Raw genomic sequence first — 23,735 nt, 5'->3', positions numbered from 1 at the left:
CTCTGGTTTTTATTGTTGGGGATGCAAATCAGATTTTCGGCGGGCCGGGATAGCCGCAATGGGCCCAGGACTCAGGCCGGAAGTACCAGGCCATGGTCACCAGCTTGAGCAGCGAGCCCTGGCCCATGCGCAGCAGGTTCAGGTAGCTGTTTTCCCAACGGTGCAGGAAGTTGCGGATCTGCTCCGCGCTGGCATTTTCCCAGCTACCCCAGATACCCGTCAGCGGGCCTCGGGTAATGCCCATGCCGAGCACATCGAACAGCTGCTGGGTGAGCTTGAACATCTCGGGTGACAGGTGCTGCAGGCTGTAGTCGAGCTTTTTCAGGGTGTCTTCAATCCCGGCGCTGACGGCCTGGGCGCTGGCTGCGCCTTCCAGCAGTACCGGGATGACCGCGCGCAAAAATGGCAGGTCACTGGTCCGTAACAGCGCAAAGCCGCTGGCCGGCGTGCTGCTCGAGCAGCCGCTGAGGCTCGCCCCCAGCCCGGCGGTGGCCAGGAACGCGCTGGCGCACAGGCCGATTTTCAAGACGCCGCGCCGCGACAGCGCAGGTGTTTCAGTCAGGCTGGGGTTCATTGTTTTTATTGTCCCGGGGGGTGGCGGTTATCAGCGGATAAACAGCTTCTGGATCAACTTCTGGATGGTCTTCCCGTAGGGCGGGTAGATCAGCTTCGCCGCGTTCAAACGCTGTTTGACCAGCACGCCCTTGGCCTTGCTGAACGTCAGGAAACCTTCGTGTCCGTGGTAGTGGCCCATGCCAGAGGGGCCGATGCCGCCGAATGGCATGTCGTCCTGGGCCACGTGCAGCAGGGTGTCGTTCAGGCACACGCCGCCGGAGTGGGTCTCGTGGAGCACACGGTCCTGTTCGCGTTTGTTGTAGCCGAAGTAATACAGGGCCAGCGGGCGAGGGCGTTGGTTGATGTAGGCAAAGGCCTGGTCGATGCCGCGATAGGGCACGATCGGTAATAGCGGACCAAAGATCTCGTCCTGCATGACCGTCATGTCGTCGTTCACATTCAGCAACAGGCTATGGGCCATACGGCGTGCCTGGCCCTGGTCGTAAAGCGGAATCAGGGTGGCGCCCTTGTCGGTGGCATCCTTGGCGTAGGCATTGAGCCTGGCCAGTTGCCGCTCGTTGATGATGGCGGTGTAGTCCGGGTTGTCGGCCAGGGTCGGATAAAACCCGCGAATCGCGTTGGAGTAGGCCTCGACAAAACCGTCCACACGTTCCTCCGGCACCAGCACATAGTCGGGCGCCACGCAGGTTTGCCCGGCGTTCAAGGCCTTGCCGAAGGCGATACGTTCGGCGGCGTCCTTGAGCGGTACGTCGGCGGACACAATGGCCGGCGATTTGCCGCCCAACTCCAGGGTGACAGGGGTGAGGTGTTCGGCGGCGGCCCGCATCACATGCCGGCCGATGCTGGTGGCGCCGGTGAACAGCAAATGATCGAAACGCAACCTGGAAAACGCCACGCCGACGTCAGCTTCGCCGAGCACCACGCACACCAGGTCCTCGGGGAAGATTTTTGCCAGCAATGCCTTGAGCAGTTCGCCGGTGGCCGGCGTGGATTCGCTGAGCTTGAGCATTACCCGGTTGCCGGCGGCCAAGGCTCCGACCAGCGGACCGATAGCCAGGTACAGCGGGTAGTTCCACGGCACGATGACGCCCACCACACCCAGCGGTTGGTAAATGACTTTGGCCGACGCGGGCTGAAAGGCAATGCCTACAGCACGTCGGGAAGGTTTCATCCAGCCTTTGAGGTGTTTACTCGCGTAGTGAATGCCGTGCAGGCTGGGCATCAGCTCGGCGAACAGGGTTTCGTCCGCGCTGCGATGGCTGAAGTCCTGGCTGATCGCATTGATCAGCGCCTGGCGTTCATCGCTGAGCACATCGCTGAGCACATCGCGCAGGGCCTTGAGCCATTGCTGGCGTTGCGCGGCCGGCGGCATCGGGTTGGCGGCATAAGCGCGACGTTGGGCGTCGAACAGGATCTGGAGTTGATCCAGCGCCTGGGATTGCTGCAGGTAGGCAACGTTGGCAGACATGGCGCGGTCCCGGTTGTTATAGGTCTGCCTGGATTTTTAGAGTCATTACTCTAAATTGTCAAATAACATTGCAGTAACAACCAGATTTATCCTGACCCGGATAGGCCGTAAGATGCCTCATCCTGTGTTTGGAAGCTGAGCCCTATGGCACCACGAGTAAAGACCAGCGAGCGAATTGTGCAAACCAGCCTGGAGCTTTTTAACCAGCAGGGCGAGCGCAGTGTCAGCACCAACCATATCGCTGCCCATATGGAAATTTCCCCGGGCAACCTGTACTACCACTTCCCCAATAAGCAGGCGATTATCGCCGTGCTGTTCCGTGAATACGAAGCGTTGGTGGACAGTTTCCTACGCCCGCCTCAGGGGCGGGCGATGGTGGTGGAAGACAAGCGCTTTTACCTGCAGGCGGTACTGGCCGGCATGTGGCGCTACCGCTTCCTGCACCGCGACCTCGAACATTTATTGGAAAGCGACCCCGAGCTGGCCACTGGCTATCGACGGTTCTCCCAGCGCTGCCTGATCCAGGGCGGGGCGATCTACCAGGGCTTTGTCGACGCCGGCATCCTCACGATGGACCCGGTGCAAACCGAGGCCCTGACCCTCAATGCCTGGATCATCCTCACCTCGTGGGTGCGTTTCCTGTGCACCACCAATGAAAATTCCACCCATTTGAGCGCCGAAGCGATAAAACGTGGGGTCTATCAGGTGCTGGTGCTGGAGGCGGGGTTTGTCACGCCTCAGGCAAAAACGGCGGTGGATGCGTTGTTCAAAGAGTTTTACGTGCCATTGAACCAGGCATTGGAAGAAGTGAAGTAAGACCTTTCCCCTTTGTATGCACAGGAGTCAGTCATGCCGCTTGCCCAACTGATCAGCCCCCAGGCATTAGCCGAGCGCCAAACGTCGGCCGGGCTGGTGATCCTCGATTGCCGTTTTGCCCTGGAAGACCCGGATTACGGCCTGTGCAGCTATGCCGAAGGGCATATCGAAGGGGCGCAATATGCCGACCTGGAGCGCCATCTCAGCGGCCCGGTGATCAAGGGCGTGACCGGCCGTCACCCGCTGCCCGCGGCGCACGCCTTCATTCAGCAATTGCAGGCATGGGGCATCAGCGCTGATACCGACGTGGTGCTGTATGACGACGGCCCAGGGGCCTTTGCGGCTCGGGCATGGTGGTTGCTGGCCTGGCTCGGCAAGCGCGAGGGTGTGTTTATCCTGGATGGCGGCCTGAAGGCGTGGCACGCGGCGGGCTTCCCATTGAGCCTGGATGCGCCGGTGGTCGAACCAGGCACGTTTGCCGGTACGCCGGATAATCGATTGGTGCTCGATGCCGAGCAGTTACGGAAACGCTTGGGCGAACCGGGCATGACGTTGATCGACGCTCGCGCCCAGGCGCGTTTTCGTGGCGATATGGAGCCCATCGACCCCATCGCCGGGCATATTCCAGGCGCGCAATGCGCGGCCTTCAATGAAAACCTGGGTAGTGATGGGCGCTTTTTGCCGGCTGAGCAGCTCAAACAGCGTTTTGCTGCGCAGTTGCAGGGCCGGTCGCCGGATGAGCTGGTGGCGTATTGCGGTTCGGGTGTGACGGCGTGCCATAACCTGTTTGCGTTGAGCTTGGCGGGGTATCCGTTGGGCAAGTTATATGCGGGGTCGTGGAGTGAGTGGATTACAGATCCCGAGCGGGAAGTGGCCACAGGCGACTAAGTAATCTGGTGTGCAAATCCAATCCAAATGTGGGAGGGGGCTTGCTCCCGATTGCGGTGGCTCAGTCAATAATGTATCGACTGATTATCCGCAATCGGGAGCAAGCCCCCTCCCACATTTTTATCCGTGTTGTGTCAGTAGCCACTGGGGGATGCGGCGTTCCAAGTAGTAGCCGGGGCGTTTCAGCGAACCCTCTACAAACCCCACATGCCCGCCCTTGGCCGTGAGCTCGAACTCGGTACAGTCTGATAGCTCACTAGCTTCGGGCAAACTGTGGGCAAACACAAACGGGTCATCCGCCGCCTGGATAATCAACGTCGGCGTACGGATAGCGCCCAGGTAATATCGACTCGAGGCGCGGCGGTAGTAATCCTCGGCGCTGAGGAAACCGTGCAGCGGCGCGGTGACCCGGCCATCGAAATCCCAGAACGTGCGCATTTTCTCCAACGGACCCAACGCCTCCAGGGCGTTGAGCCCGTCTTGTCGGCCGTCCTGCAAAAACTGGCGTTGCTTGACGCGGACATAAGCCAGCATCTCGCGCATAAAGTGCTTCTGATACACCCGCGAGAGGCCAATCCCTATGCGGTCCGCGCATTGATCCAGGCGAAACGGCACCGAGACCGCCGCCGCGCCTTGCAGCCCGGAGGCGTCGGCGGTTTCCCCCAGGTGCTTGAGCAATACGTTGCCGCCCAAGGAATAACCCACCGCATATAACGGCGCCAACGGCCGCTTGGCACGCAGATGGGCGATCGCTGCCGCCAGATCTTCGCTGGCACCGGAATGGTAGCTGCGGGCCAACAAATTCGGCTCGCCTGAGCAACCGCGCCAGTTCAAGGCTGCGCTGGCCCAGCCTTGGGCGGCGAGCGCCTTTTGCAGGCCGGCCACGTAGGGCGAATTGGACGAGCCGGTCAGCCCGTGCAGCACCAGTACCAGAGGCGCGTGCGCGTCATGGGGGCCGTGCCAGTCGAGGTCCAGAAAGTCGCCGTCTTCCAGCCACAGGCGTTCACGCTGACGCTCGATATGCGTGGTGGGACGCCATAGCGGCCCCCACAGCGTTTGCAGATGGGGGTTGCCGAGGCCGAAGGCGGGGGTGAAGCGGTCCACAGATGCCGTCATGAAATACTCGCTGCCTGACAAGCTCGCTCCTACAGGGTGCGGTGCCACAACGCGTAATAAACCCGCCCGGACTTCTGCTCACGGTGCAAGCGCCAGCTCCCCGGCAGGCCGAGCGTTGACGGCGCTGTCTCGCTTTCAGTGTAGACCCACGCATCCGGCGCCAACCATTGGCGTTCTTCCAGCAATGCACACACGGTCGGCAGCAGGTTCTGGTTGAACGGTGGATCGAGGAACACCACGTCGTATTCGCTGGCCGCCTGGGTTTCCAGGTAGCGCAAGGCATCGGCGGTCTGAACCTGGCCGTTGGTGCAGCGCAACGTGCCCAAGTGTTCCTTGAGGCTGGACACCGCCACATTGCTCGCATCCAGCGCCTGGGCCTGGGAGGCGCCACGGGACAGCGCCTCCAGGAACAGCGCGCCACTGCCCGCAAACGGGTCGAGCACCTTGGCGCCGCCGATGTAGGGCGCAAGCCAGTTGAACAAGGTTTCGCGCACGCGATCCGGCGTCGGGCGCAGGCCCACGACATCGGGGAAGCTCAGCTTGCGGCTGCCCCATTCACCGCCAATGATGCGCAGTTGGCCCACACCGTTATGTACGTTGTGGACAGGTTTTTTCGGGCGAGATGAACTGGCCATTAATGCTCCGGAACCCCGAGCGGCTGCTCGGCAGGTTTATCAGTGGGGGGCGGTAGTGGCTTTTGCGCAATCGTCGGGCCGGCGGTCACGATGACCATCTTGTCGGCGCTCAAGTGTTTGTTCATTGCAGCCTTGACCTGCTCCACGGTCAGGGCCTGGGATTGTTTCATGAAATCTTCCAGATAGCTCAGCGGCAGGTTATAGAAACCCATGGCGCCGAGCTGCCCGACGATATCGGCGTTGCTCGCGGTAGACAGCGGGAAGCTGCCGGCCAGTTCGCGCTTGGCATCATCCAGCTCCTTCTGGGTGGGGCCGGTCTTGAGGTAGTCGGCCACGACGTCTTCGACCAGGCGCAACGTGCCGCCGCTCATTTCGGCGCGGGTCTGCAGGTTGATCATGAACGGGCCGCGCACTTGCATCGGCGAGAAGCCGGAGTACACGCCGTAGGTGAGGCCGCGTTTTTCACGCACTTCGCTCATCAACCGCGTGCCGAAACCACCGCCGCCCAGAATCTGGTTGCCCAGGGACAGTGCAGCGTAGTCCGGGTCGGCGCGATCGATGCCCAACTGGGCAAACAGCAGGTGGGTCTGCTTGGAGGGAAACTCGATGCGGCTCAGGCCGGCCTTTGGCTCGGTGGGCTGGGCAATCTTCGCCAGGGCCGGGCCCTTGGGCAACGCGGCAGAGACCTTGGCGGTCATGGCTTCGGCTTCGGCGCGGGTCAGGTCGCCCACCACCGCGATCACTGCATTGCCTGCCGCATAAGCCTTGGCGTGGAATGCCTGCAGCTGTTGCACGGTAATCGCCGGCACGCTTTCAGGCGTGCCTTCGCTTGGGTGGGCATACGGATGGTCGCCGTACAGGCGCTTGAACAGCTCGATGCTGGCCAGCTTGGCGGGATTCTGTTTCTGGTATTCGAAGCCGGCCAGGATCTGATTCTTGATGCGTGCCAGTGAGTCGGCCGGGAAGGTCGGCTTGCCGATCACGTCATCGAACAGCGCGAGTGCGGCATCGCGTTTGTCGCTGTCGCTCAAGCTGCGCAGGGACACCAGGGCCATATCGCGATAGGCGCCATTGCCAAAGTCGGCCCCCAGGCCTTCAAAGCCGCTGGCGATCTGGCTGACGTCCTTGCCTGGCACGCCTTCGTTGAGCATGGCGTTGGTCATCACGGCCAGGCCCGGCACATCGCCGTCCTGGCTGCTGCCGGCGGCGAACAGGATACGCACGTCGAACATCGGCAGTTCATGGGCTTCGACGAACAGCACCTTGGCGCCTTCGGCGGTGTTCCAGGTTTGCACGTCGAGCTTGCGGTTGGTCGGCGCCTTGCCGTCCAGTTCAGCCAGCGATTGCAGTGTGTTGGCCGTTTGGGCCTTGTCCAGGGCCTGGCTGGCGACCGACTCGCTCGGGCGCAACAGGTACACGGCACCGGCCGCGATCAAGGTGACGGCGATCAGGCCGGGCAGAATCAGGCGGTTGCTCTTGCGGTCACTCATGAGCGGTCTCCTCAGGCAAAACATGGGCGACGCTCAGACGTTCGCGGGTGAAATAGGTGCGTGCAGCTTTTTGGATATCTTCCGGGGTGACGCTTTGCAGGTCGGCAAGCTCAGTGTCCATCAGCTTCCAGGACAGGCCGACGGTCTCCAGCGAGCCGATCGCCGTGGCCTGGGCGGTGATAGAGTCGCGCTGGTAGACCACGCCCGCAATCACCTGGGCGCGGATGCGCTCCAGCTCTTCGACGGTTGGCGGCTTGGCTTTGAGTTCTTCCAGCAGGCGCCACAGGCCGGCTTCGGCTTGGGCAACGGTCTTTTTCTTCTGCTGGTTGGGCGTGGCGGTCAGCATGAACAGCGTGTCGCCGCGGGTGAAGGCGTCATAATCGGTGGACGCGGCGGAGACCAGTTCTTCACCCCGCTCCAACTGCTCGGAGATACGCGCGCTGTAACCGCCGTCGAGCAGGGCCGAGATCAGGCGCAGGGCGTGTACCGAGCGCTTGTCCTCGGCAGTGGCCAGGCTCGGCACGTTGAAACCGAGGAATACGCTGGGCAGCTGGGTTTGCACATGCAGGGTCAGCAGGCGCTCGCCGGGCTCGGCCAGCTCCATCGGGACCTTGGCTGGCGGGACGTCACGCTTGGGGATCGGGCCGAAGTAGCGCTGGGCCAGGTTTTTCACCTCGTCCGGCGTGACGTCGCCGACCACTACCAGAGTCGCGTTGTTCGGCACGTACCAGGCCTGGTACCAGTGGCGCAGTTCCTCGACCTTCATGCGCTCAAGGTCAGCCATCCAGCCGATGGTGGGCGTGTGATAGCCGCTGGCCGGGAAGGCCATGGCCTTGAAGCGTTCATAGGCCTTGGACATCGGGTTGTCGTCGGTGCGCAGGCGGCGTTCTTCCTTGATCACCTCGATTTCGCGGCTGAACTCATCGGCCGGCAGGCGCAGGCTGGCCATGCGGTCGGCTTCCAGTTCGAAGGCCACGCCCAGGCGGTCGCGGGCCAGCACCTGGTAATAAGCGGTGTAGTCGTCACTGGTGAAGGCGTTTTCTTCAGCGCCCAGGTCGCGCAGGATCAGCGAGGCTTCGCCGGGGCCGACCTTGGCGCTGCCTTTGAACATCATATGTTCCAAGGCATGGGACAAACCGGTCTGGCCCGGGGTTTCGTAGCTCGAGCCGACCTTGTACCAGACCTGGGAAACCACCACCGGCGCGCGATGATCTTCGCGCACGACCACCTTGAGGCCGTTGTCGAGGGTGAATTCGTGGGTGGGTTGTGGGTCGGCAGCCAAAGCTGAAAGGGGCAGACAAACTGTGCTGAGCAGCAGGCCTGCGGCGCGGCGGGCTAGAGCATTCATTCGTTTTTTAACCTGTTGGACTGCCCGCTTGGTCTTAGCGTCGGCGGGCGAGGAGGTGCTAGGATACCGATCCGACTTAGGGGCGGCCACTGCGGCTGTCTTGTTGAGGCTCTATTTTGGCCTTCAAAATGTTGCGCATGAACGAGCTGGCTAAAAAACAGTCTGTTACGCATCGAATTTTATTTACCGAAGCGCCTGCTGGCGCGTCGCTACCTTGAGATAGCCGTCTCCATGTTTGGTTCCAACGACGACAAGAAGACCCCAGCTGCGGCTGGCGAGAAGAAAGGCCTGTTCGGATGGCTGCGCAAAAAGCCGCAGGAAACCGTCGTCGAACAGCCACAGGTTCAACCTGAACCTATCCCTGAGCCTATAGTAGAAGCCGAACCGGTAGCCGAAACACCGGCGCCGACGGTGTTGCCGATGGCCGAGCCGGTGCTGCAGCCTGCGGTCGAGCCAGAGCCAGAGCCAGAGCCAGAGCCAGAGCCAGAGCCAGAGCCAGAGCACAAGCCGTGGCCGCCACTGCCGGTGGCTGAAGAGCCGGTGGCGCTGGTTGAAGATGTGCAGGTTGAGCACGTAACGCCGCCTATTCCTACGGTGGTTGAACCCGTAGCGACAGTCGTGCAGACGCCACCCGCCGTCGAGGCCCCCGCGCCTGCCGTCATCGAAGAGCCGGCCGCCGAAACCAGCAAAACCGGCTTTTTTACCCGTCTCAAGCAAGGTCTGAGCAAAACCAGCGCCAGTATCGGCGAGGGCATGGCCAGCCTGTTCCTTGGCAAGAAGACCATCGATGACGAGCTGCTGGAAGACATCGAGACCCGCCTGCTCACTGCAGACGTAGGCGTCGAAGCCACCGCCGTGATCATCCAGAGCCTGACCCAGAAGGTCGCCCGCAAGCAGCTGACCGACGCCGACGCGTTGTACAAATCCTTGCAGGCCGAGCTGGCCGCCATGCTTAAACCCGTTGAAGCGCCGCTGGTGATCACCCCGAAGAAGCCGTTCGTGATCCTGGTGGTAGGCGTCAACGGCGCCGGCAAGACCACCACCATTGGCAAGCTGGCGAAAAAACTGCAGTCCGAAGGCAAGAAAGTCATGCTCGCCGCCGGCGACACCTTCCGTGCCGCTGCCGTTGAGCAACTGCAGGTGTGGGGCGAGCGCAACAAGATCCCGGTGATCGCCCAGCACACCGGTGCCGACTCCGCGTCGGTGATTTTCGATGCCGTGCAGGCAGCCAAGGCCCGGAACATCGATGTGTTGATCGCCGACACCGCCGGCCGCCTGCACACCAAAGACAATTTGATGGAAGAGCTGAAGAAAGTCCGCCGCGTGATCGGCAAGCTCGACGCCGACGCCCCGCATGAGGTGCTGCTGGTGCTGGACGCCGGTACCGGGCAGAACGCCATCAGTCAGGCCAAGCAATTCAACCAGACGGTGCAACTGACCGGCCTGGCATTGACTAAGCTCGACGGCACGGCCAAGGGTGGTGTGATTTTCGCCCTGGCCAAGCAGTTCGGGTTGCCGATTCGTTATATCGGCGTCGGTGAAGGCATCGACGACCTGCGCACTTTTGAAGCCGAACCCTTTGTACAGGCACTGTTTGCCGAGCGGGAGCGCTCATGATTCGATTCGAACAGGTCGGTAAACGCTACGCCAACGGGCATGTGGGCTTGCATGAGCTGAGCTTTCGAGTACGGCGGGGCGAGTTTTTGTTCGTGACCGGGCATTCCGGCGCCGGTAAGAGCACCTTGTTGCGCCTGCTGCTGGCCATGGAGCGCCCGACCACCGGCAAGCTGCTGCTGGCGGGACAGGACCTGGCCACCATCAGCAATGCGCAGATCCCGTTCCTGCGCCGTCAGATCGGCGTGGTGTTCCAGAACCACCAGTTGCTGTTTGATCGCACCGTGTTCAACAACATTGCCTTGCCCCTGCAGATTCTCGGGCTGTCCAAGGCCGAGATCGTCAAGCGGGTCGATTCAGCCCTGGAGCGCGTGGCCTTGTCGGACAAGACCGACCTCTACCCCGGCGACCTGTCCACCGGCCAGCAGCAGCGCGTCGGTATCGCGCGCGCCATCGTTCATCGCCCGGCCTTGCTGCTGGCGGATGAACCCACCGGTAACCTCGACCCGCGCCTGGCGGCCGAGATCATGGGGGTGTTCGAAGACATCAACCGGCTGGGCACCAGTGTGTTGATCGCCAGCCACGACCTGGCGCTGATTGCGCGCATGCGTCATCGCATGCTGACCCTGCAACGTGGCCGTCTGATCGGCGACGGGGAGGCTGGCGTATGAGTGCAACACGCAGCCCTAAAGTATCCGAACGCGTGGCGCCGAAACCGGCCGACCTGCAACCGAAAAAGAAAAAACACGACGAAGACGACGGCCCGGACTTTGGCACCTTGTTGCGTGCCTGGATTGAAAGCCACCGCGCCAGCCTGCTCGACAGCCTGCGTCGCCTGGGCAAGCAGCCGATCGGCAGCTTTTTCACCTGCCTGGTGATGGCCGTGGCCCTGAGCCTGCCGATGGGCTTGTCGTTGCTGCTCAATAATGTGGAGCGCCTGGGCGGTTCCTGGCAGCGCGCGGCGCAGATTTCCCTGTACCTGAACCTCGACGCCAGCACCAAGGACGGCGAGGGCCTGCGCGACGAGATCAAGAACCTGCCAGGCGTGGCGGATGCCGAATACATCAGCCGCGATCAGGCGCTGGAAGAGTTCCAGCAACAATCCGGCCTGGGCGAGGCGCTTAAAGAGCTGCCGCAGAACCCACTGCCAGGCGTGGTGCTGGTGACGCCCAATGAAGTGGACAAGCCGGCCCTGGAAGCCCTGCGACAAAAACTCGCAGAGATGCCCAAGGTGCAACAGGCGCAACTTGATCTAGTCTGGGTAGAGCGCCTGGCCGCGATCCTCAAGCTGGGCGACCGCTTCGTGTTCGGTTTGACGGTGCTGTTGGTGTCTGCATTACTTTTGGTGATAGGTAATACCATTCGTCTTCATATTGAAAACCGCCGCACCGAGATAGAAGTGATTAAACTGGTCGGCGGCACGGACAGCTATGTGCGTCGTCCTTTTCTGTACATGGGCGCGCTTTATGGCTTTGGTGCCGGGATTTTGTCCTGGGGCGTGCTGGCTTTTGGTCTGGACTGGCTGAACGATGCAGTTATCGGGCTTGCCGGCTTGTACGGCAGCGATTTTGCCCTGGCAGGGGTGCCGGTAGCCGATGGTCTGAGTCTCTTGCTTGGCGCGGTATTGTTGGGGTATATCGGTGCGTGGATTGCGGTGGCACGGCACTTACGTGAGCTGGCACCGAAGTAGTTAATGTCAGGGTAATGTAGTTTCGTTTGTATTGACCTTGTCAGCAGTTTAGGGAACTTGTCCTACGGTTCCCCGGTCAATTTTCGCAGTGCTGAACTGCACGAGTTATGTGAGTCGGAGGTTTTTTCGTATGACCACTTCTTTGCAACCTGCTTATGCCTTGGTCCCGGGTGCGAACCTGGAAGCCTATGTGCACACGGTAAACAGCATTCCCTTGCTGACGCCCGAGCAGGAGCGTGAACTGGCCGAGAGTCTCTACTATGAGCAGGATTTGGGGGCGGCTCGGCAGATGGTGCTCGCCCACCTGCGTTTTGTCGTACATATCGCCCGTAGCTATAGCGGCTACGGCCTGGCCCAGGCTGACCTGATCCAGGAAGGCAACGTCGGCCTGATGAAGGCGGTGAAGCGTTTCAACCCGGAAATGGGTGTGCGCCTGGTGTCGTTCGCCGTGCACTGGATCAAGGCGGAAATCCACGAGTTCATCCTGCGCAACTGGCGCATCGTGAAAGTCGCGACCACCAAGGCCCAGCGCAAGCTGTTCTTCAACCTGCGCAGCCAGAAGAAACGCCTGGCGTGGCTGAACAACGAGGAAGTCCACCGCGTGGCCGAAAGCCTCGGCGTGGAGCCCCGTGAAGTGCGCGAGATGGAAAGTCGCCTGACCGGCCATGATATGGCCTTCGACCCGGCTGCCGAAGCAGACGATGACAGCGCCTTCCAATCGCCGGCCAACTACCTGGAAGACCACCGGTACGACCCGGCGCGTCAACTGGAAGATGCAGACTGGAGCGACAACTCCAATCACAACCTGCACGAAGCGCTGGAAGTGCTGGACGACCGCAGCCGTGACATTCTTTACCAGCGCTGGCTGGCGGAAGAAAAAGCCACGCTGCACGACCTGGCGCAGAAGTACAACGTGTCGGCCGAGCGGATTCGGCAGCTTGAGAAAAGCGCGATGAACAAGCTGAAACTGTCGATCGCCGCCTGATCCAGCTGGCAATGCTGGGGCAAAATGTGGGAGGGGGCTTGCTCCCGATAGCAGAGTGTCAGTCGACATATGAGTGACTGATCCACCGCTATCGGGAGAAAGCCCCCTCCCACAGTTGTTTTGGGTGTGTCAGTCGGACCAGGGGGCTTTTCGGGAGTTATTGAGTTCGACCAAATAGCCCTCGCCACCCAACTGACTCATCTGCTGGCGAATCCACGCCGCGCGCCGCGCCACATAGGCGGTCGGATGGCTGGCACTCCACACCCGTGGGTTCGGCAACACCGCCGCCAGGTAGCTGGCCTGCTGACGCGACAGCCCTTTGGCGCTCACTCCGAAATGATGCCGCGCTGCTGCTTCTGCACCGAACACACCCTCGTCCCACTCCACGCTGTTGAGGTACACCTCAAGGATGCGCTGCTTGGGCCACAGCACCTCGATCAACCCGGTAAACCAGGCTTCCAGGCCCTTGCGCAGATAACTGCGGCCAGCCCACAGGAACAGGTTTTTCGACACCTGCTGGCTCAAGGTGCTGGCGCCGCGAATCGTGCCGCCGCGCTCGTTATGCACGATTGCCGCCTGGATCGCGCCAAAGTCGAAGCCCCAGTGCTGTGGGAAACGCTGGTCTTCACCGGCCATCACCGCCACTTTGAGGTCGTCGGAAATCTCGTCCCACGCCACCCAGCTGCGCTGCAGGTCGATAGGTTCGCCGTCGATCCAGGATTCGACCTTGCGCTCCACCATCAGCGCAGTGAACGGCGGTGGTATGACGCGAAACAGCAGCACCAGCAGCACACTGCCGATGGCGAACCATTTCACGACGTTGAGAAAGCGATTGAAGAGGACACGCAGCATAGAGATGGCTTGGCCGAACCCGTTGAGCGGGCCATTATACAGACCCTGCCCGATGAGTCTGACTGGAGTTCCTCATGCTGCGTAGCTTTCTGATGCTGGCCGCCTTTTTTGGCTTTACCGGCGTCGCCCTCGGCGCGTTCGCCGCCCATGGCCTGAAAAACCGCCTGAGCGCCGACTACCTGGCGATCTTCCACACCGGCGTGACGTATCAACTGGTGCACACCCTGGCGTTGTTTGGCGTGGCGCTGCTGGCCGCGCATATTCCTGGCCGGCTGGTCACCTGGGCGGGCATCTCATTTGTGGTCGGCATCTTGCTGTTCTCCGGCAGCCTGTATCTGTTGACCCTGACCGGCATCAGCAAACTCGGGATCATCACGCCGTTCGGCGGGCTGGCATTCCTGCTCGGCTGGTTTTTCCTCGGCTTGCTCGCCTGGCGCCTGCAACTGACCGCTTGACGCTTGAAGCTGACCTTCAGCGCCCAATCGCGTTAGAATGCCGGCCCCTAAAAACGATGGCGGCCCGTGGCATGCGCATTCAGTTGAACGGCGAACCCCTTGAACTGCCCGACGGTGAAACCGTCGCGGCCCTGCTGACCCGCCTGGACCTCACCGGGCGCCGTGTCGCAGTGGAACTCAACCTGGATATCGTCCCGCGCAGCCAGCACGAAGGCACCACGCTCAGCGAAGGTGACCGTGTCGAAGTGGTGCACGCCATCGGCGGCGGCTAGTCGCCCCGGCCGTAACGCATTCTGCAGAACCTCACCCCATTACGAGGATTTCCCATGAGCATCGTTCGTAGCGACAAGCCCTTCGTCCTGGCCGGTCGTACCTACCAGTCCCGTCTGCTGGTCGGCACCGGCAAGTACCGCGACATGGAAGAAACCCGTCTGGCCATCGAAGCCTCGGGCGCCGAAATCGTTACCTTCGCCGTACGTCGCACCAACCTCGGCCAGATCGAGGGCGAGCCGAACCTGCTCGAAGTGCTGTCGCCGGACCGCTACACCTTCCTGCCGAACACCGCCGGCTGCTATGACGCCATCGAAGCCGTGCGCACCTGCCGCCTGGCCCGTGAGCTGCTCGACGGCCACAACCTGGTGAAGCTGGAAGTGCTGGCCGACCAGAAAACCCTGTTCCCCAACGTGATCGAAACCCTCAAGGCCGCCGAAACCCTGGTCAAGGAAGGCTTTGACGTGATGGTCTACACCAGCGATGACCCGATCATCGCCCGCCAGCTGGCGGAAATCGGCTGCATCGCGGTGATGCCACTGGCTGGCCTGATCGGCTCCGGCCTGGGGATCTGCAACCCTTACAACCTGCAGATCATCCTTGAAGAAGCCAGGATCCCGGTGCTGGTGGATGCGGGCGTGGGCACTGCCTCCGACGCTACCATCGCCATGGAGCTGGGCTGCGACGCGGTGCTGATGAACTCGGCCATTGCCCATGCCCAGCAACCGATCATGATGGCCGAAGCCATGCAACACGCAATCGTCGCGGGCCGCCTGGCCTACCTCGCCGGGCGCATGCCGAAAAAACTCTATGCCAGCGCCTCTTCGCCGCTGGATGGCCTGATCAAGTAAGAGCTATTGATGACTGAATCAAACGAAACGCCGAACCCCGTGGAAGCAGGCGACGAGTCCAAGCACCGCCGCATCAAGAGCTTCGTGATGCGCGCCGGGCGCATGACCGAAGGCCAGCAAAAAGGCCTGCAGCAAGGCACGTCGCTGTTCGTGTTGCCCCTGGCCGATGCGCCGGTGGACTTCGACCAGGTGTTCGGTCGCTCGGCGCCGCGTTCCCTGGAAATCGGCTTCGGCATGGGCCATTCCCTGCTGGAAATGGCGGCGGCCGCGCCGGACCAGGATTTCATCGGTGTAGAAGTGCACCGCCCAGGTGTCGGTGCGCTGTTGAACGGCGTGCTGACCCAGGGCCTGACCAATCTGCGGGTCTACGACTGCGACGCGATTGAAGTGCTCAACCGCTGCATTGCCGACAACAGCCTCGACCGGCTGATGCTGTTCTTCCCCGACCCATGGCACAAGGCCCGTCACCACAAGCGTCGCATCGTCCAGGCTTCCTTCGCGGAACTGGTGCGCAGCAAGCTGAAAGTGGGGGGCATCCTGCACATGGCCACCGACTGGGAGCCCTATGCCGAATACATGCTGGACGTGATGAACGTCGCCCCCGGCTACCGCAACCTGGCCGAAGACGGCAAATGCGTACCGCGCCCGGCAGAGCGCCCGGTCACCAAGTTCGAACGCCGTGGCGAGAAGTTGGGGCATGGGGTGTGGGATTTGAAGTTCGAGAAGCTGGCGTAACCCGCCTGCAACGTTGAAATGCAGTAAAAATGTGGGAGGGGGCTTGCTCCCGATAGCGGTGGGTCAGCCAAACATGTGTTGTCTGGCACCCTGCCATCGGGAGCAAGCCCCCTCCCACATTTGTTTTGTGTTTGGCTTGAAGTCAGCGGCGGTCTGCCACCACCCCAATCAACACCAGTACCACCACCAGCACCGGCGCGAGGCTGTAGTTATTGAACTGGCTCAGCCCGCGCACGATCCACGGCGTGGCGTAGATCAGCGCCGCGCCGCTGCCGATCATGCACACCAACGCCATCAGGGGGACGCGCAATGCGCCGGCGATGCTGCCCAGGCGGGCTTCGACCCAGCCCTTTATGTCTGCGCCGAACAGCACCAGTAAACAGCCGACCAGCGCCAGGGAGATTTCCGACAGGTTGCTACGGCTCCAGCGGGATACGGTGGCTAGCAGGTCGAGTACCAAATCCATTCGATTTCCTTAAGAGCGATCAGCTCAAAAACGTCTGCAACAGGTCATTGAGAAAGAGTTGCCCGCGGTCGGTCGCCGCCAGGCGTGACGGTTCGACCTGCATTAAGCCACTTTGTTCTGCCTCGCGGCGGCCTTCAGCGAGGCTCGCCAGGTCAAGGCCGGTGCGCTCGGTGTAAAGCCTGGCGTCTACGCCTTCGGTGAGGCGCAGGGCGTTCATCAGGAACTCGAACGGCAGCTCTTCATTGGTCAGTTCTTTCGCCCCCGCCTGGAAGCTTTTGGCCGGGTTGAGGTAGTCCTTCGGTGCGCGGGTTTTCCAGGTGCGCACGATGCGCCCGTCCGGATGGCTAAGCTTGCCGTGGGCGCCCGCGCCGATGCCGATGAAGTCGCCAAAGCTCCAGTAATTGAGGTTATGCCGCGCCGGTCGACCGGGTTGGGCATAGGCCGAGACTTCATATTGTGTGTAACCGTGCTCGGCGAGCAGCGCCTGGCCGGCTTCCTGGATGTCCCACAGGGTGTCGTCTTCCGGCAGCGCAGGGGGCTGGTTCCAGAACACGGTGTTGGGTTCCAGGGTCAGCTGGTACCAGGACAAATGCGTCGGCTTCAGTGCGATGGCTTGGCGCAGATCGGCCAGGGCGTCGTCCAGGGACTGATCAGGCAAACCGTGCATCAGGTCCAGGTTGAAGTTATCGAACCCGGCCTGGCGCGCCATACCTGCGGCGCGAATGGCTTCATCGCCGTTGTGGATGCGGCCCAGGGCTTCGAGCTTGGCCTGCTGGAAGCTCTGGATGCCGATGGACAGACGATTGATCCCCAGCTTGCGGTACGCCACGAACTTCTCTTGTTCGAAGGTGCCGGGATTGGCTTCCAGGGTGATTTCGATGTCGTCGGTAAATGCGATGCGCGCTTGCACTCCTTCGAGCAGGCGCCCCAACGCTGCGGCGCTGAACAGGCTCGGGGTGCCGCCGCCAAAGAAGATCGAGCTCAGTTCCCGGCCATGGACGGCGTGCAGGTCCTGGTCCAGATCCGCCAGCAAGGCGTCCACATACGCCTCTTCCGGCAGCACGGTGCTTGCGGTATGGGAGTTGAAGTCGCAATAGGGGCACTTGCGCACGCACCACGGGATGTGGATGTACAGCGCCAGGGGCGGCAGCACAGGCAACGCCGACCGGGGTGTTTGCGCGCCGCCGTGGATCAGTGGCAGCGCCTGGGTGTGGTGGGTCATTTCAGGCTCAGGCGTTGGCGCAGCAAATCCATTGCGCGGGCGCGGTGGCTGATCTGGTTCTTGTCGGCCGGGCTCAGTTCGGCGCTGGAGACATTGCGCTCCGGCACCCAGAACAGCGGATCGTAGCCAAAGCCATGCTCACCGCTGGCTGCATGCAGGATGCGCCCGTGCCACAAGCCTTCGCAGAGGATCGGCAAGGGGTCATCGGCGTGGCGCACCAATGCCAGCACACAGACGAACTGCGCACCGCGCTCCGCGTCCGGCACATCCTTGAGCGCGTCCAGCAGCTTGGCGTTGTTGGCCGCATCGCCTTTGCCGTCGGCATAACGCGCCGAATAGATGCCCGGTGCGCCACCGAGGTAGTCCACCGCCAGGCCCGAATCGTCCGCCAAGGCCGGCAGGCCCGAGAGGCGTGCGGCGTTGCGTGCCTTGAGGATCGCGTTCTCGACGAACGACAGCCCGGTTTCTTCCGGCTCGACCTGGCTGAACTCACCGATCGAGCGCAGCTTCACCGCGTCACCGAGCATGGCCTGCAATTCTTTGAGTTTGCCGGCGTTATGGCTGGCCAGTACGAGTTGAGTAAGGTTCATCATTCGGCCGGAAACAGTTCTTGGTTGAATTGGAAACCATGGGCCTTGCCGCCGGTTTCGACATTGATGGTAAACGTCTTGTATTCGCGCTGGGTCACGGAGTAGGGCGCGAGGTAGCTGACGCCGCCTTTCTCTTCGATCTGCTTGAACGTCAGGATTTCGCTCTTGCCGCCCAAATCCTTGATGGTGCCGGTCACTTGGGCCGCGACGGGGGTTACGCCCTTGATCACGGTCACATTGATCAAGCCCTTGTCCTTGCTGCGCACCACGCCTACCTTCTGGGCGGTCTCCGGCGACAGAAAGCTTGAAGTGAAGGTGTTGTAATGAACGGTGATATCGCCGAAGTCTTTCTTGCGGTTAGCGTCGATAGCGTCCGCAGCCATGGCGCTGGCGCCCAGGCAGGCGGTCAGGAGAAAAACAGCCAAACGACTCATGAGCGTCCCTCTTGATAATGATTAGACGGCAATCTTGTGGTCGGTCAGGCCAGGGCTGCTGACCCGGTAGATACCGATTTCGCCCAACAGGTTGGGCCATAGCTTACTCGCCCAGCCGTGGCGATGTTGTTGATCGACGGCAAGGCGGTTGATCACCTTGGCCTCACGCTCGCCACACAGGGCTTCGAAGTCTTCGAAGGTGCAGAAGTGGATGTTCGGCGTGTTGTACCAGGTGTACGGCAGGAAGTCCGACACCGGCATGCGGCCCTTGGTGGCCAGGTACCAGCGGCAGCGCCAGTGCCCGAAGTTGGGGAAGGTGATGATGCACTGGCGGCCGACGCGCAGCATTTCGTCGAGGATACGGTCCGGGTAGTGCACCGCTTGCAGGGCCTGGGTCATCACCACGATGTCGAAGCTGTCGCTGGCAAAGTTGCCCAGGCCCTTGTCCAGGTCCTGCTCGATCACGTTGATGCCCTTGGCCACGCACTGGGCGATATTGTCCGGGTCGTTTTCCAGGCCATAGCCGGTGACTTGCTTGTTGTCGCGCAGCCAGCTCAGCAGCTCGCCATCACCGCAGCCCAGGTCGAGCACGCGGCTGCCGGCGGGGATCCAGTCTTGGATGATTTCCAGGTCGGCTCTCATGGCGTTCTCACAGTGCAATACGGTTCATGTAGTTACTGAACGCCTGCAGATAACGGGGAATCGGAATCAGGAAGGCGTCGTGGCCTTGCGGTGCATCGATCTCCAGGTAGCAGACGTCTTTGCGTGCAGCCATCAGGGCGTCCACCAGCTCGCGGGAGCGCGCCGGCGAGAAGCGCCAGTCGGTGGTGAACGACATTACGCAGAACTTGGCCGTGGCCTGTTCGAAGGTCTTCGCCAGGTCGTCATTGAAGTTCGCGGCCGGGTCGAAGTAGTCCAGGGCCTTGGTCATCAGCAGGTAGGTGTTGGCGTCGAAACGCCCGGAGAACTCCTCGCCCTGATAACGCAGGTAGCTTTCCACCTGGAACTCGACGCTGTGGAAGTCGTAGTTGAGCTTCTCGCTCTTGAGGCCACGGCCGAATTTCTCGCCCATGGAATCATCGGACAGGTAGGTGATGTGCCCGACCATCCGCGCCAGCATCAGGCCACGCTTGGGGATCACCCCCGCTTCCTGGAACGAACCACCGTGGAACTCCGGGTCGGTGAGGATGGCCTGGCGCGCCACTTCGTTGAAGGCAATGTTCTGCGCCGACAACTTGGGCGCCGAGGCGATCGCGAGGCAGTGGCGCACGCGGTCCGGGTAGGTGATGGTCCATTGCAGGGCTTGCATGCCGCCCAGGCTGCCACCGATCACGGCCGCCCATTGGTCGATGCCCAGCCGGTCGGCGAGGCGCGCCTGGCTGTGCACCCAGTCTTCCACGGTGAGTACCGGGAAGTCGGCGCCGAAGGGCTTGCCAGTCTCCGGGTTGAGGCTGCTGGGGCCGGTGGAACCGTTGCAGCCGCCGAGGTTGTTCAGGCTGACCACGAAGAACTTGTTGGTATCGATGGGCTTGCCGGGGCCGATGCAGCTGTCCCACCAGCCGGGCTTGCGCTCGTCGACGCTGTGGAAGCCCGCAGCATGATGGTGGCCGGACAGGGCGTGGCATATCAGCACGGCGTTGTTCGCCGTGGCGTTGAGTTGGCCGTAGGTTTCGTAGATCAAGTCGTAGGCGGGCAGCGAACGGCCGCAGGCCAGGGCCAACGGTTCGCTGAAGTGCGCCACTTGGGGCACGACCAGTCCAACGGAATCGGGGGGGAAGGCAGTTGGCATCGACCCTGCTCTCGTTTAAATGAGGCGTAAGTCTAAAGACCACTGGACCCAGCGGCAAGCAAAGGCCTGCGCCGGTACACAGATACAAAATGTGGGAGGGGGCAAGCCCCCTCCCACATTTTCCAGCGAATTGTCAGATCAGGCCGAACAGTTCTTTAGGCATGAACGCATAGAACGCCAGGCGTGGAATCACCCAGCTTTGAATCAGCTGGATCGCGATAAACGCGAAGATCGGCGAAATATCCAGACCGCCCAGGTTGGGGATCAGGCGACGGAACGGCGCCAGCACCGGTTCGGTGATCTGGTAGACCAGCTCGGCGCCTGGGCTGCGGCTGCCGGGGGCGACCCACGAGAGGATCACGCTGATGATCATCGACCAGAAGATGATCTTCAAAAACAGCGAGAAAATGCCGATCAGCGCCCATGGCAACAGCAGCACCGTAAAGGCCTGGTAGCCATTGAGCATCAGGATCACCACGAACAGCAGGATCTGCAGCAGCAGTGCCAGTACCAGCGACGACATGTCCAGCCCGAACAGGCTCGGGATCACTCGGCGCAGCGGCTTGAGCAGCGGTTGGGTGGCCTTGACCACGAACTGGCACAACGGGTTGTAGAAGTTCGCCCGCACCAGTTGCAGGATAAAGCGCATCAGCACGATCAGCAGGTACAGGCTGCCTAGGGTCTGGATGATGAAGATGGCAGCGTCATTGATTCCGAGCATGTTTGTTTACCTTGGTAAGTGACGACTATTTGCCCAGTTGCTCAGCCATTTCGGCGGAGCGGTGTGCCGCAGCACCCAGTGCTTTTTCCACCAGGGCTTCAAAGCCGCCGGCCTGGAATGATTCGATGGCGGCATGGGTGGTGCCGCCCGGGGACGTGACGCGACGGCGCAGCTCGGCCGCATCCACATCGCTGGTCACCGCCATCTTCGCAGCGCCCAGGGCGGTTTGCTCGGCCAGTTGCTCGGCAACGTCGGCAGGCAGGCCCAGTTTGACGCCGGCGGCGGTCATGGCTTCGATCAACAGGAAGAAGTACGCCGGGCCGCTGCCGGAAACGGCGGTGACCGCGTCCAGTTGCTGCTCCTGCTCCAGCCACAGGGCGATGCCCACGGCGGATAACAGTTGCTCGGCCTGGTCACGCTGTGCGGCGCTGACGTCGGCGGTGGCGTACAAACCGCTCACGCCCTGGCGCAACAAGGACGGCGTATTCGGCATGCACCGTACGATCGGCTGGGCGCCAAGCCAGGTGTTCATGCTGGCGCAGGTGATGCCGGCAGCGATGGACACCACCAGCTGATGCGCCTGCAGGCTCGGGCGCAGGCTTTCGCACACGGCCTTCATGGCCTGGGGCTTGACCGCCAGCACAATGACGTCGACGCCCTGGATGGCCTCGGCGTTGTCGGCAAAGGTTTCAATGCCGTGTTCGGCGCTGACGCGGGCGCGGGTTTCGGCGCCTGGATCGCTGGCGCGAATCTGCGCAGCGTCCAGACCCTTGGCCCGCAGGCCGCCGATCAGGCTGGCTGCCATGTTACCGGCGCCGATAAAGGCAATACGCATGTCTTTCATGACAGGTCCTTAGCTAGATGAACGTCAGCCATTTCACGGCTGGCCGTAGTCGCGGGCGCCAAACAGCGCGGTACCGATCCGCACCCAGGTGGCGCCTTGAGCGATGGCCGACTCGAGGTCGTGGCTCATGCCCATGGAAAGTGAGTCGAGTGGCAGGTTCAGGCTGGCTTGCAGCTCGCGCACCGTGGCGAACGCCTCATCCTGCGCCGCGCGATCGTCAGTCGGCTCGGGGATCGCCATCAGGCCCCGCAGCTTCAGGCGCGGCAGGGCGCTGATGGCGTTGGCCAGGGCCGGCAGGTCGGCGGGCGTACAGCCGGACTTGCTGGCTTCGCCACTGACGTTGACCTGGATGCAGATATTCAGCGCAGGCAGGTCGGCAGGGCGTTGTTCGGACAGACGTTGTGCGATTTTCAGGCGGTCCACGGAATGCACCCAAGCGAAGTTCTCGGCGATCGCGCGAGTCTTGTTCGATTGAATGGGGCCGATGAAGTGCCAACTCAAGGGCAAGTCGGTTAATTCGGCCTGTTTGCCCAGGGCTTCCTGCAGATAGTTTTCACCAAAGTCATGCATCCCGGCGGCAAAGGCTTCGCGCACGGCTTGCGCCGGTTTGGTCTTGCTCACGGCCAGCAGGTGGATGCTGCTTGCGTCACGCTGCACGGCGTCGGCGGCGGCGCGGATGCGCTGGCTAACCAGGCCGATGTTGTCTGCTATCGTCGACATTCAAGTTGCGCCCGTGGATATGGAGTCCGCGGCATTCTACTGGAAATGGAAAGCCCTATGGATATCACTGAATTACTGACGGCCAGCGTGCGCCGAGGCGCCTCCGACCTGCATTTGTCGGCCGGCCTGGCGCCAATGTTGCGCATCGATGGCGAGGTCTGGCCGCTGGACAGCCCGATACTGGCCGGGCCGCAGGTTGCGGATTTACTGAGCCCTTTGCTCAACCAATACCAACAAAAGGATTTCGAAACATCTCTTGAAACGGATTTTGCGTTCGAGCTGCCCGGCGTGGCGCGCTTTCGCGCGAATGTGTTCCAGCAGGCGCGTGGCGTTGGCGCCGTGTTTCGCACGATCCCCACCGACATCCAGAGCCTGGAAAGCCTTGGCTTGGGCGAGGTGTTCCAGCGTATCGCGCTGTTACCCCGTGGCCTGGTGCTGGTGACCGGGCCCACCGGGTCGGGCAAGTCCACCACGTTGGCGGCGATGATTGATTACCTGAATCGGCATCGGCGCCAGCACATCCTCACGCTGGAAGACCCCATTGAATTTATCCACAGGCCAAAAATGGCGTTGATCAACCAGCGCCAGGTGCATCGCGATACCCACAGCTTTTCGGTGGCCCTGCGCTCGGCGCTACGCGAAGACCCGGATGTGATCCTGGTGGGCGAGCTACGTGACCTGGAAACCATCCGCCTGGCGCTGACGGCCGCTGAGACCGGCCATCTGGTATTTGGCACCTTGCACACCACTTCGGCGGCAAAGACGGTAGACCGGCTGGTGGACGTGTTCCCGGCCGTGGAAAAGGCCATGGTCCGCTCGATGTTGTCGGAGTCGCTGCAGGCGGTGGTCTCCCAGGTGCTGGTGAAGAAGGTCGGCGGCGGACGGGCAGCGGCTCACGAGATCATGCTGAGCACGCCGGCCATTCGTAATCTGATCCGCGAAGACAAGGTGGCGCAGATGGTGTCGGCGATTCAGACCGGTGGGGCAGTGGGGATGAAGACGCTGGATATGAGTTTGAAGGCGTTGGTCGCGCAGGGCGTGATCAGTCGGGACGACGCACGGGAACAGGCAAGGGTGCCGGCAGACATATGAGATTCAGCAAACAATGAAACCAAATGTGGGAGGGGGCTTGCCCCCGATAGCGGTTGATCAGCCAACAA

At 61.8% G+C, this 23,735-nt stretch carries 26 protein-coding genes and 1 pseudogene; 11 read left to right on the top strand and 16 right to left on the bottom strand.

Annotated features, from left to right (window positions below; all coding sequences use genetic code 11):
* Positions 1 to 28: 28 nt before the first annotated feature.
* Positions 29 to 574, bottom strand: coding sequence for a twin-arginine translocation pathway signal protein (locus tag C4J92_RS25150; protein WP_124405566.1), 546 nt, complete (start codon positions 572 to 574; stop codon positions 29 to 31).
* A gap of 30 nt (positions 575 to 604) precedes the next feature.
* Positions 605 to 2,059 (bottom strand): annotated as a pseudogene (locus C4J92_RS25145) (coniferyl aldehyde dehydrogenase); the annotation flags it as partial.
* A 129-nt stretch (positions 2,060 to 2,188) separates the two neighbouring features.
* On the opposite strand from C4J92_RS25145, the gene C4J92_RS25140 reads away from it, so the two are divergent.
* Both C4J92_RS25140 and C4J92_RS25135 read left to right on the top strand, forming a co-directional pair.
* On the top strand, positions 2,189 to 2,860 hold the full coding sequence (locus C4J92_RS25140) for a TetR/AcrR family transcriptional regulator (protein ID WP_124364824.1): 672 nt from the start codon (positions 2,189 to 2,191) through the stop codon (positions 2,858 to 2,860).
* A gap of 33 nt (positions 2,861 to 2,893) precedes the next feature.
* Positions 2,894 to 3,748 carry a sulfurtransferase gene (locus C4J92_RS25135; RefSeq protein WP_124405564.1) on the top strand — a complete coding sequence of 285 codons (855 nt, stop codon included), beginning with the start codon at positions 2,894 to 2,896 and terminating at the stop codon, positions 3,746 to 3,748.
* A 120-nt stretch (positions 3,749 to 3,868) separates the two neighbouring features.
* Here C4J92_RS25135 and C4J92_RS25130 read toward each other — a convergent pair whose 3' ends face one another.
* Genes C4J92_RS25130 through C4J92_RS25115 form a run of 4 tightly spaced genes read right to left on the bottom strand, consistent with a single transcriptional unit; the run spans position 3,869 to position 8,337 of the window.
* Positions 3,869 to 4,864 carry a hydrolase gene (locus C4J92_RS25130; RefSeq protein ID WP_124405563.1) on the bottom strand — a complete coding sequence of 332 codons (996 nt, stop codon included), beginning with the start codon at positions 4,862 to 4,864 and terminating at the stop codon, positions 3,869 to 3,871.
* A gap of 29 nt (positions 4,865 to 4,893) precedes the next feature.
* The gene (gene rsmD / locus C4J92_RS25125; protein ID WP_124364821.1) at positions 4,894 to 5,499 is read right to left on the bottom strand and encodes a 16S rRNA (guanine(966)-N(2))-methyltransferase RsmD; all 606 of its coding nucleotides are present in this window, start codon (positions 5,497 to 5,499) and stop codon (positions 4,894 to 4,896) included.
* On the bottom strand, positions 5,499 to 6,989 hold the full coding sequence (locus C4J92_RS25120) for a pitrilysin family protein (protein ID WP_124405562.1): 1,491 nt from the start codon (positions 6,987 to 6,989) through the stop codon (positions 5,499 to 5,501). Before C4J92_RS25120 ends, rsmD begins: the two co-directional genes overlap by 1 nt.
* Positions 6,982 to 8,337: a pitrilysin family protein gene (locus tag C4J92_RS25115; protein WP_124405561.1), complete on the bottom strand. Its 1,356-nt coding sequence runs from the start codon at positions 8,335 to 8,337 to the stop codon at positions 6,982 to 6,984. Before C4J92_RS25115 ends, C4J92_RS25120 begins: the two co-directional genes overlap by 8 nt.
* 231 nt (positions 8,338 to 8,568) lie before the next feature.
* Between C4J92_RS25115 and ftsY the strand changes: the two genes are divergently transcribed.
* From ftsY to rpoH, 4 genes are all read left to right on the top strand, one after another.
* Positions 8,569 to 9,954, top strand: coding sequence for a signal recognition particle-docking protein FtsY (gene ftsY, locus C4J92_RS25110; RefSeq protein ID WP_124405560.1), 1,386 nt, complete (start codon positions 8,569 to 8,571; stop codon positions 9,952 to 9,954).
* Positions 9,951 to 10,622 (top strand): cell division ATP-binding protein FtsE, encoded by a 672-nt coding sequence (ftsE, locus tag C4J92_RS25105; RefSeq protein WP_003213784.1) that lies wholly within the window; start codon positions 9,951 to 9,953, stop codon positions 10,620 to 10,622. Before ftsY ends, ftsE begins: the two co-directional genes overlap by 4 nt.
* Complete coding sequence (ftsX, locus tag C4J92_RS25100) at positions 10,619 to 11,641, top strand: permease-like cell division protein FtsX (protein WP_124405559.1); 1,023 nt, start codon at positions 10,619 to 10,621, stop codon at positions 11,639 to 11,641. The genes ftsE and ftsX overlap by 4 nt, the downstream gene beginning before the upstream one ends.
* A gap of 130 nt (positions 11,642 to 11,771) precedes the next feature.
* On the top strand, positions 11,772 to 12,626 hold the full coding sequence (rpoH, locus tag C4J92_RS25095; protein WP_003176698.1) for an RNA polymerase sigma factor RpoH: 855 nt from the start codon (positions 11,772 to 11,774) through the stop codon (positions 12,624 to 12,626).
* Between the two features lie 129 nt (positions 12,627 to 12,755).
* Here rpoH and mtgA read toward each other — a convergent pair whose 3' ends face one another.
* A complete protein-coding gene (mtgA, locus tag C4J92_RS25090) occupies positions 12,756 to 13,478 on the bottom strand; it encodes a monofunctional biosynthetic peptidoglycan transglycosylase (RefSeq protein ID WP_124405558.1) in 723 nt (240 codons plus the stop codon).
* A gap of 74 nt (positions 13,479 to 13,552) precedes the next feature.
* Here mtgA and C4J92_RS25085 point away from each other — a divergent pair, with 74 nt between their 5' ends.
* The 4 genes from C4J92_RS25085 (at position 13,553) to trmB (ending at position 15,789) form a co-directional block, all read left to right on the top strand.
* Positions 13,553 to 13,933: a DUF423 domain-containing protein gene (locus C4J92_RS25085; RefSeq protein WP_124372177.1), complete on the top strand. Its 381-nt coding sequence runs from the start codon at positions 13,553 to 13,555 to the stop codon at positions 13,931 to 13,933.
* Between the two features lie 71 nt (positions 13,934 to 14,004).
* Positions 14,005 to 14,205 carry a sulfur carrier protein ThiS gene (gene thiS, locus C4J92_RS25080; protein ID WP_124405557.1) on the top strand — a complete coding sequence of 67 codons (201 nt, stop codon included), beginning with the start codon at positions 14,005 to 14,007 and terminating at the stop codon, positions 14,203 to 14,205.
* Positions 14,206 to 14,259: 54 nt separating this feature from the next.
* A complete protein-coding gene (locus tag C4J92_RS25075) occupies positions 14,260 to 15,054 on the top strand; it encodes a thiazole synthase (RefSeq protein ID WP_124405556.1) in 795 nt (264 codons plus the stop codon).
* A gap of 9 nt (positions 15,055 to 15,063) precedes the next feature.
* Entirely contained in the window at positions 15,064 to 15,789 is a 726-nt protein-coding gene (trmB, locus tag C4J92_RS25070) for a tRNA (guanosine(46)-N7)-methyltransferase TrmB (protein WP_124405555.1), read from the top strand.
* A 142-nt stretch (positions 15,790 to 15,931) separates the two neighbouring features.
* On the opposite strand, the gene C4J92_RS25065 is transcribed toward trmB, so the two are convergent.
* The 9 genes from C4J92_RS25065 to C4J92_RS25025 all read right to left on the bottom strand — a co-directional run bounded on the left by C4J92_RS25065 (position 15,932) and on the right by C4J92_RS25025 (position 22,575).
* On the bottom strand, positions 15,932 to 16,255 hold the full coding sequence (locus C4J92_RS25065; RefSeq protein ID WP_016972961.1) for a DUF3392 domain-containing protein: 324 nt from the start codon (positions 16,253 to 16,255) through the stop codon (positions 15,932 to 15,934).
* 19 nt (positions 16,256 to 16,274) lie between these two features.
* The gene (gene hemW / locus C4J92_RS25060; protein WP_124405554.1) at positions 16,275 to 17,477 is read right to left on the bottom strand and encodes a radical SAM family heme chaperone HemW; all 1,203 of its coding nucleotides are present in this window, start codon (positions 17,475 to 17,477) and stop codon (positions 16,275 to 16,277) included.
* Positions 17,474 to 18,070, bottom strand: coding sequence for an RdgB/HAM1 family non-canonical purine NTP pyrophosphatase (gene rdgB / locus C4J92_RS25055; protein WP_124405553.1), 597 nt, complete (start codon positions 18,068 to 18,070; stop codon positions 17,474 to 17,476). Before rdgB ends, hemW begins: the two co-directional genes overlap by 4 nt.
* Positions 18,067 to 18,501, bottom strand: a complete 435-nt coding sequence (locus C4J92_RS25050; protein ID WP_124405552.1) for a DUF4426 domain-containing protein — start codon at positions 18,499 to 18,501, stop codon at positions 18,067 to 18,069. Before C4J92_RS25050 ends, rdgB begins: the two co-directional genes overlap by 4 nt.
* Before the next feature lie 21 nt (positions 18,502 to 18,522).
* Positions 18,523 to 19,143, bottom strand: a complete 621-nt coding sequence (metW, locus tag C4J92_RS25045) for a methionine biosynthesis protein MetW (protein ID WP_124364809.1) — start codon at positions 19,141 to 19,143, stop codon at positions 18,523 to 18,525.
* Between the two features lie 7 nt (positions 19,144 to 19,150).
* On the bottom strand, positions 19,151 to 20,290 hold the full coding sequence (locus C4J92_RS25040; protein WP_124405551.1) for a homoserine O-acetyltransferase: 1,140 nt from the start codon (positions 20,288 to 20,290) through the stop codon (positions 19,151 to 19,153).
* A gap of 133 nt (positions 20,291 to 20,423) precedes the next feature.
* Positions 20,424 to 21,011 carry a YggT family protein gene (locus C4J92_RS25035; protein ID WP_124364807.1) on the bottom strand — a complete coding sequence of 196 codons (588 nt, stop codon included), beginning with the start codon at positions 21,009 to 21,011 and terminating at the stop codon, positions 20,424 to 20,426.
* A 25-nt stretch (positions 21,012 to 21,036) separates the two neighbouring features.
* A complete protein-coding gene (gene proC, locus C4J92_RS25030; protein WP_124372168.1) occupies positions 21,037 to 21,855 on the bottom strand; it encodes a pyrroline-5-carboxylate reductase in 819 nt (272 codons plus the stop codon).
* A gap of 33 nt (positions 21,856 to 21,888) precedes the next feature.
* Entirely contained in the window at positions 21,889 to 22,575 is a 687-nt protein-coding gene (locus C4J92_RS25025; RefSeq protein ID WP_124405550.1) for a YggS family pyridoxal phosphate-dependent enzyme, read from the bottom strand.
* A gap of 57 nt (positions 22,576 to 22,632) precedes the next feature.
* Between C4J92_RS25025 and C4J92_RS25020 the strand changes: the two genes are divergently transcribed.
* Positions 22,633 to 23,667: a type IV pilus twitching motility protein PilT gene (locus tag C4J92_RS25020; RefSeq protein ID WP_124405549.1), complete on the top strand. Its 1,035-nt coding sequence runs from the start codon at positions 22,633 to 22,635 to the stop codon at positions 23,665 to 23,667.
* The last annotated feature ends 68 nt before the right edge of the window (positions 23,668 to 23,735 follow it).

It is taken from the genome of Pseudomonas sp. R3-18-08 (assembly GCF_003852065.1).
In the GTDB taxonomy this organism is placed as follows: domain Bacteria; phylum Pseudomonadota; class Gammaproteobacteria; order Pseudomonadales; family Pseudomonadaceae; genus Aquipseudomonas.
Note: the sequence above shows the minus strand (reverse complement) of the source record. Positions and strands in the feature narration are given on the sequence as shown.

What these genes read in the sequence shown, in the direction of transcription:
- C4J92_RS25150 (WP_124405566.1), bottom strand. Translation starts at nt 574, where the DNA reads ATGAACCCCAGCCTGACTGAAACACCTGCGCTGTCGCGGCGCGGCGTC.
- C4J92_RS25140 (WP_124364824.1), top strand. Translation starts at nt 2,189, where the DNA reads ATGGCACCACGAGTAAAGACCAGCGAGCGAATTGTGCAAACCAGCCTG.
- C4J92_RS25135 (WP_124405564.1), top strand. Translation starts at nt 2,894, where the DNA reads ATGCCGCTTGCCCAACTGATCAGCCCCCAGGCATTAGCCGAGCGCCAA.
- C4J92_RS25130 (WP_124405563.1), bottom strand. Translation starts at nt 4,864, where the DNA reads ATGACGGCATCTGTGGACCGCTTCACCCCCGCCTTCGGCCTCGGCAAC.
- rsmD (WP_124364821.1), bottom strand. Translation starts at nt 5,499, where the DNA reads ATGGCCAGTTCATCTCGCCCGAAAAAACCTGTCCACAACGTACATAAC.
- C4J92_RS25120 (WP_124405562.1), bottom strand. Translation starts at nt 6,989, where the DNA reads ATGAGTGACCGCAAGAGCAACCGCCTGATTCTGCCCGGCCTGATCGCC.
- C4J92_RS25115 (WP_124405561.1), bottom strand. Translation starts at nt 8,337, where the DNA reads ATGAATGCTCTAGCCCGCCGCGCCGCAGGCCTGCTGCTCAGCACAGTT.
- ftsY (WP_124405560.1), top strand. Translation starts at nt 8,569, where the DNA reads ATGTTTGGTTCCAACGACGACAAGAAGACCCCAGCTGCGGCTGGCGAG.
- ftsE (WP_003213784.1), top strand. Translation starts at nt 9,951, where the DNA reads ATGATTCGATTCGAACAGGTCGGTAAACGCTACGCCAACGGGCATGTG.
- ftsX (WP_124405559.1), top strand. Translation starts at nt 10,619, where the DNA reads ATGAGTGCAACACGCAGCCCTAAAGTATCCGAACGCGTGGCGCCGAAA.
- rpoH (WP_003176698.1), top strand. Translation starts at nt 11,772, where the DNA reads ATGACCACTTCTTTGCAACCTGCTTATGCCTTGGTCCCGGGTGCGAAC.
- mtgA (WP_124405558.1), bottom strand. Translation starts at nt 13,478, where the DNA reads ATGCTGCGTGTCCTCTTCAATCGCTTTCTCAACGTCGTGAAATGGTTC.
- C4J92_RS25085 (WP_124372177.1), top strand. Translation starts at nt 13,553, where the DNA reads ATGCTGCGTAGCTTTCTGATGCTGGCCGCCTTTTTTGGCTTTACCGGC.
- thiS (WP_124405557.1), top strand. Translation starts at nt 14,005, where the DNA reads ATGCGCATTCAGTTGAACGGCGAACCCCTTGAACTGCCCGACGGTGAA.
- C4J92_RS25075 (WP_124405556.1), top strand. Translation starts at nt 14,260, where the DNA reads ATGAGCATCGTTCGTAGCGACAAGCCCTTCGTCCTGGCCGGTCGTACC.
- trmB (WP_124405555.1), top strand. Translation starts at nt 15,064, where the DNA reads ATGACTGAATCAAACGAAACGCCGAACCCCGTGGAAGCAGGCGACGAG.
- C4J92_RS25065 (WP_016972961.1), bottom strand. Translation starts at nt 16,255, where the DNA reads ATGGATTTGGTACTCGACCTGCTAGCCACCGTATCCCGCTGGAGCCGT.
- hemW (WP_124405554.1), bottom strand. Translation starts at nt 17,477, where the DNA reads ATGACCCACCACACCCAGGCGCTGCCACTGATCCACGGCGGCGCGCAA.
- rdgB (WP_124405553.1), bottom strand. Translation starts at nt 18,070, where the DNA reads ATGATGAACCTTACTCAACTCGTACTGGCCAGCCATAACGCCGGCAAA.
- C4J92_RS25050 (WP_124405552.1), bottom strand. Translation starts at nt 18,501, where the DNA reads ATGAGTCGTTTGGCTGTTTTTCTCCTGACCGCCTGCCTGGGCGCCAGC.
- metW (WP_124364809.1), bottom strand. Translation starts at nt 19,143, where the DNA reads ATGAGAGCCGACCTGGAAATCATCCAAGACTGGATCCCCGCCGGCAGC.
- C4J92_RS25040 (WP_124405551.1), bottom strand. Translation starts at nt 20,290, where the DNA reads ATGCCAACTGCCTTCCCCCCCGATTCCGTTGGACTGGTCGTGCCCCAA.
- C4J92_RS25035 (WP_124364807.1), bottom strand. Translation starts at nt 21,011, where the DNA reads ATGCTCGGAATCAATGACGCTGCCATCTTCATCATCCAGACCCTAGGC.
- proC (WP_124372168.1), bottom strand. Translation starts at nt 21,855, where the DNA reads ATGAAAGACATGCGTATTGCCTTTATCGGCGCCGGTAACATGGCAGCC.
- C4J92_RS25025 (WP_124405550.1), bottom strand. Translation starts at nt 22,575, where the DNA reads ATGTCGACGATAGCAGACAACATCGGCCTGGTTAGCCAGCGCATCCGC.
- C4J92_RS25020 (WP_124405549.1), top strand. Translation starts at nt 22,633, where the DNA reads ATGGATATCACTGAATTACTGACGGCCAGCGTGCGCCGAGGCGCCTCC.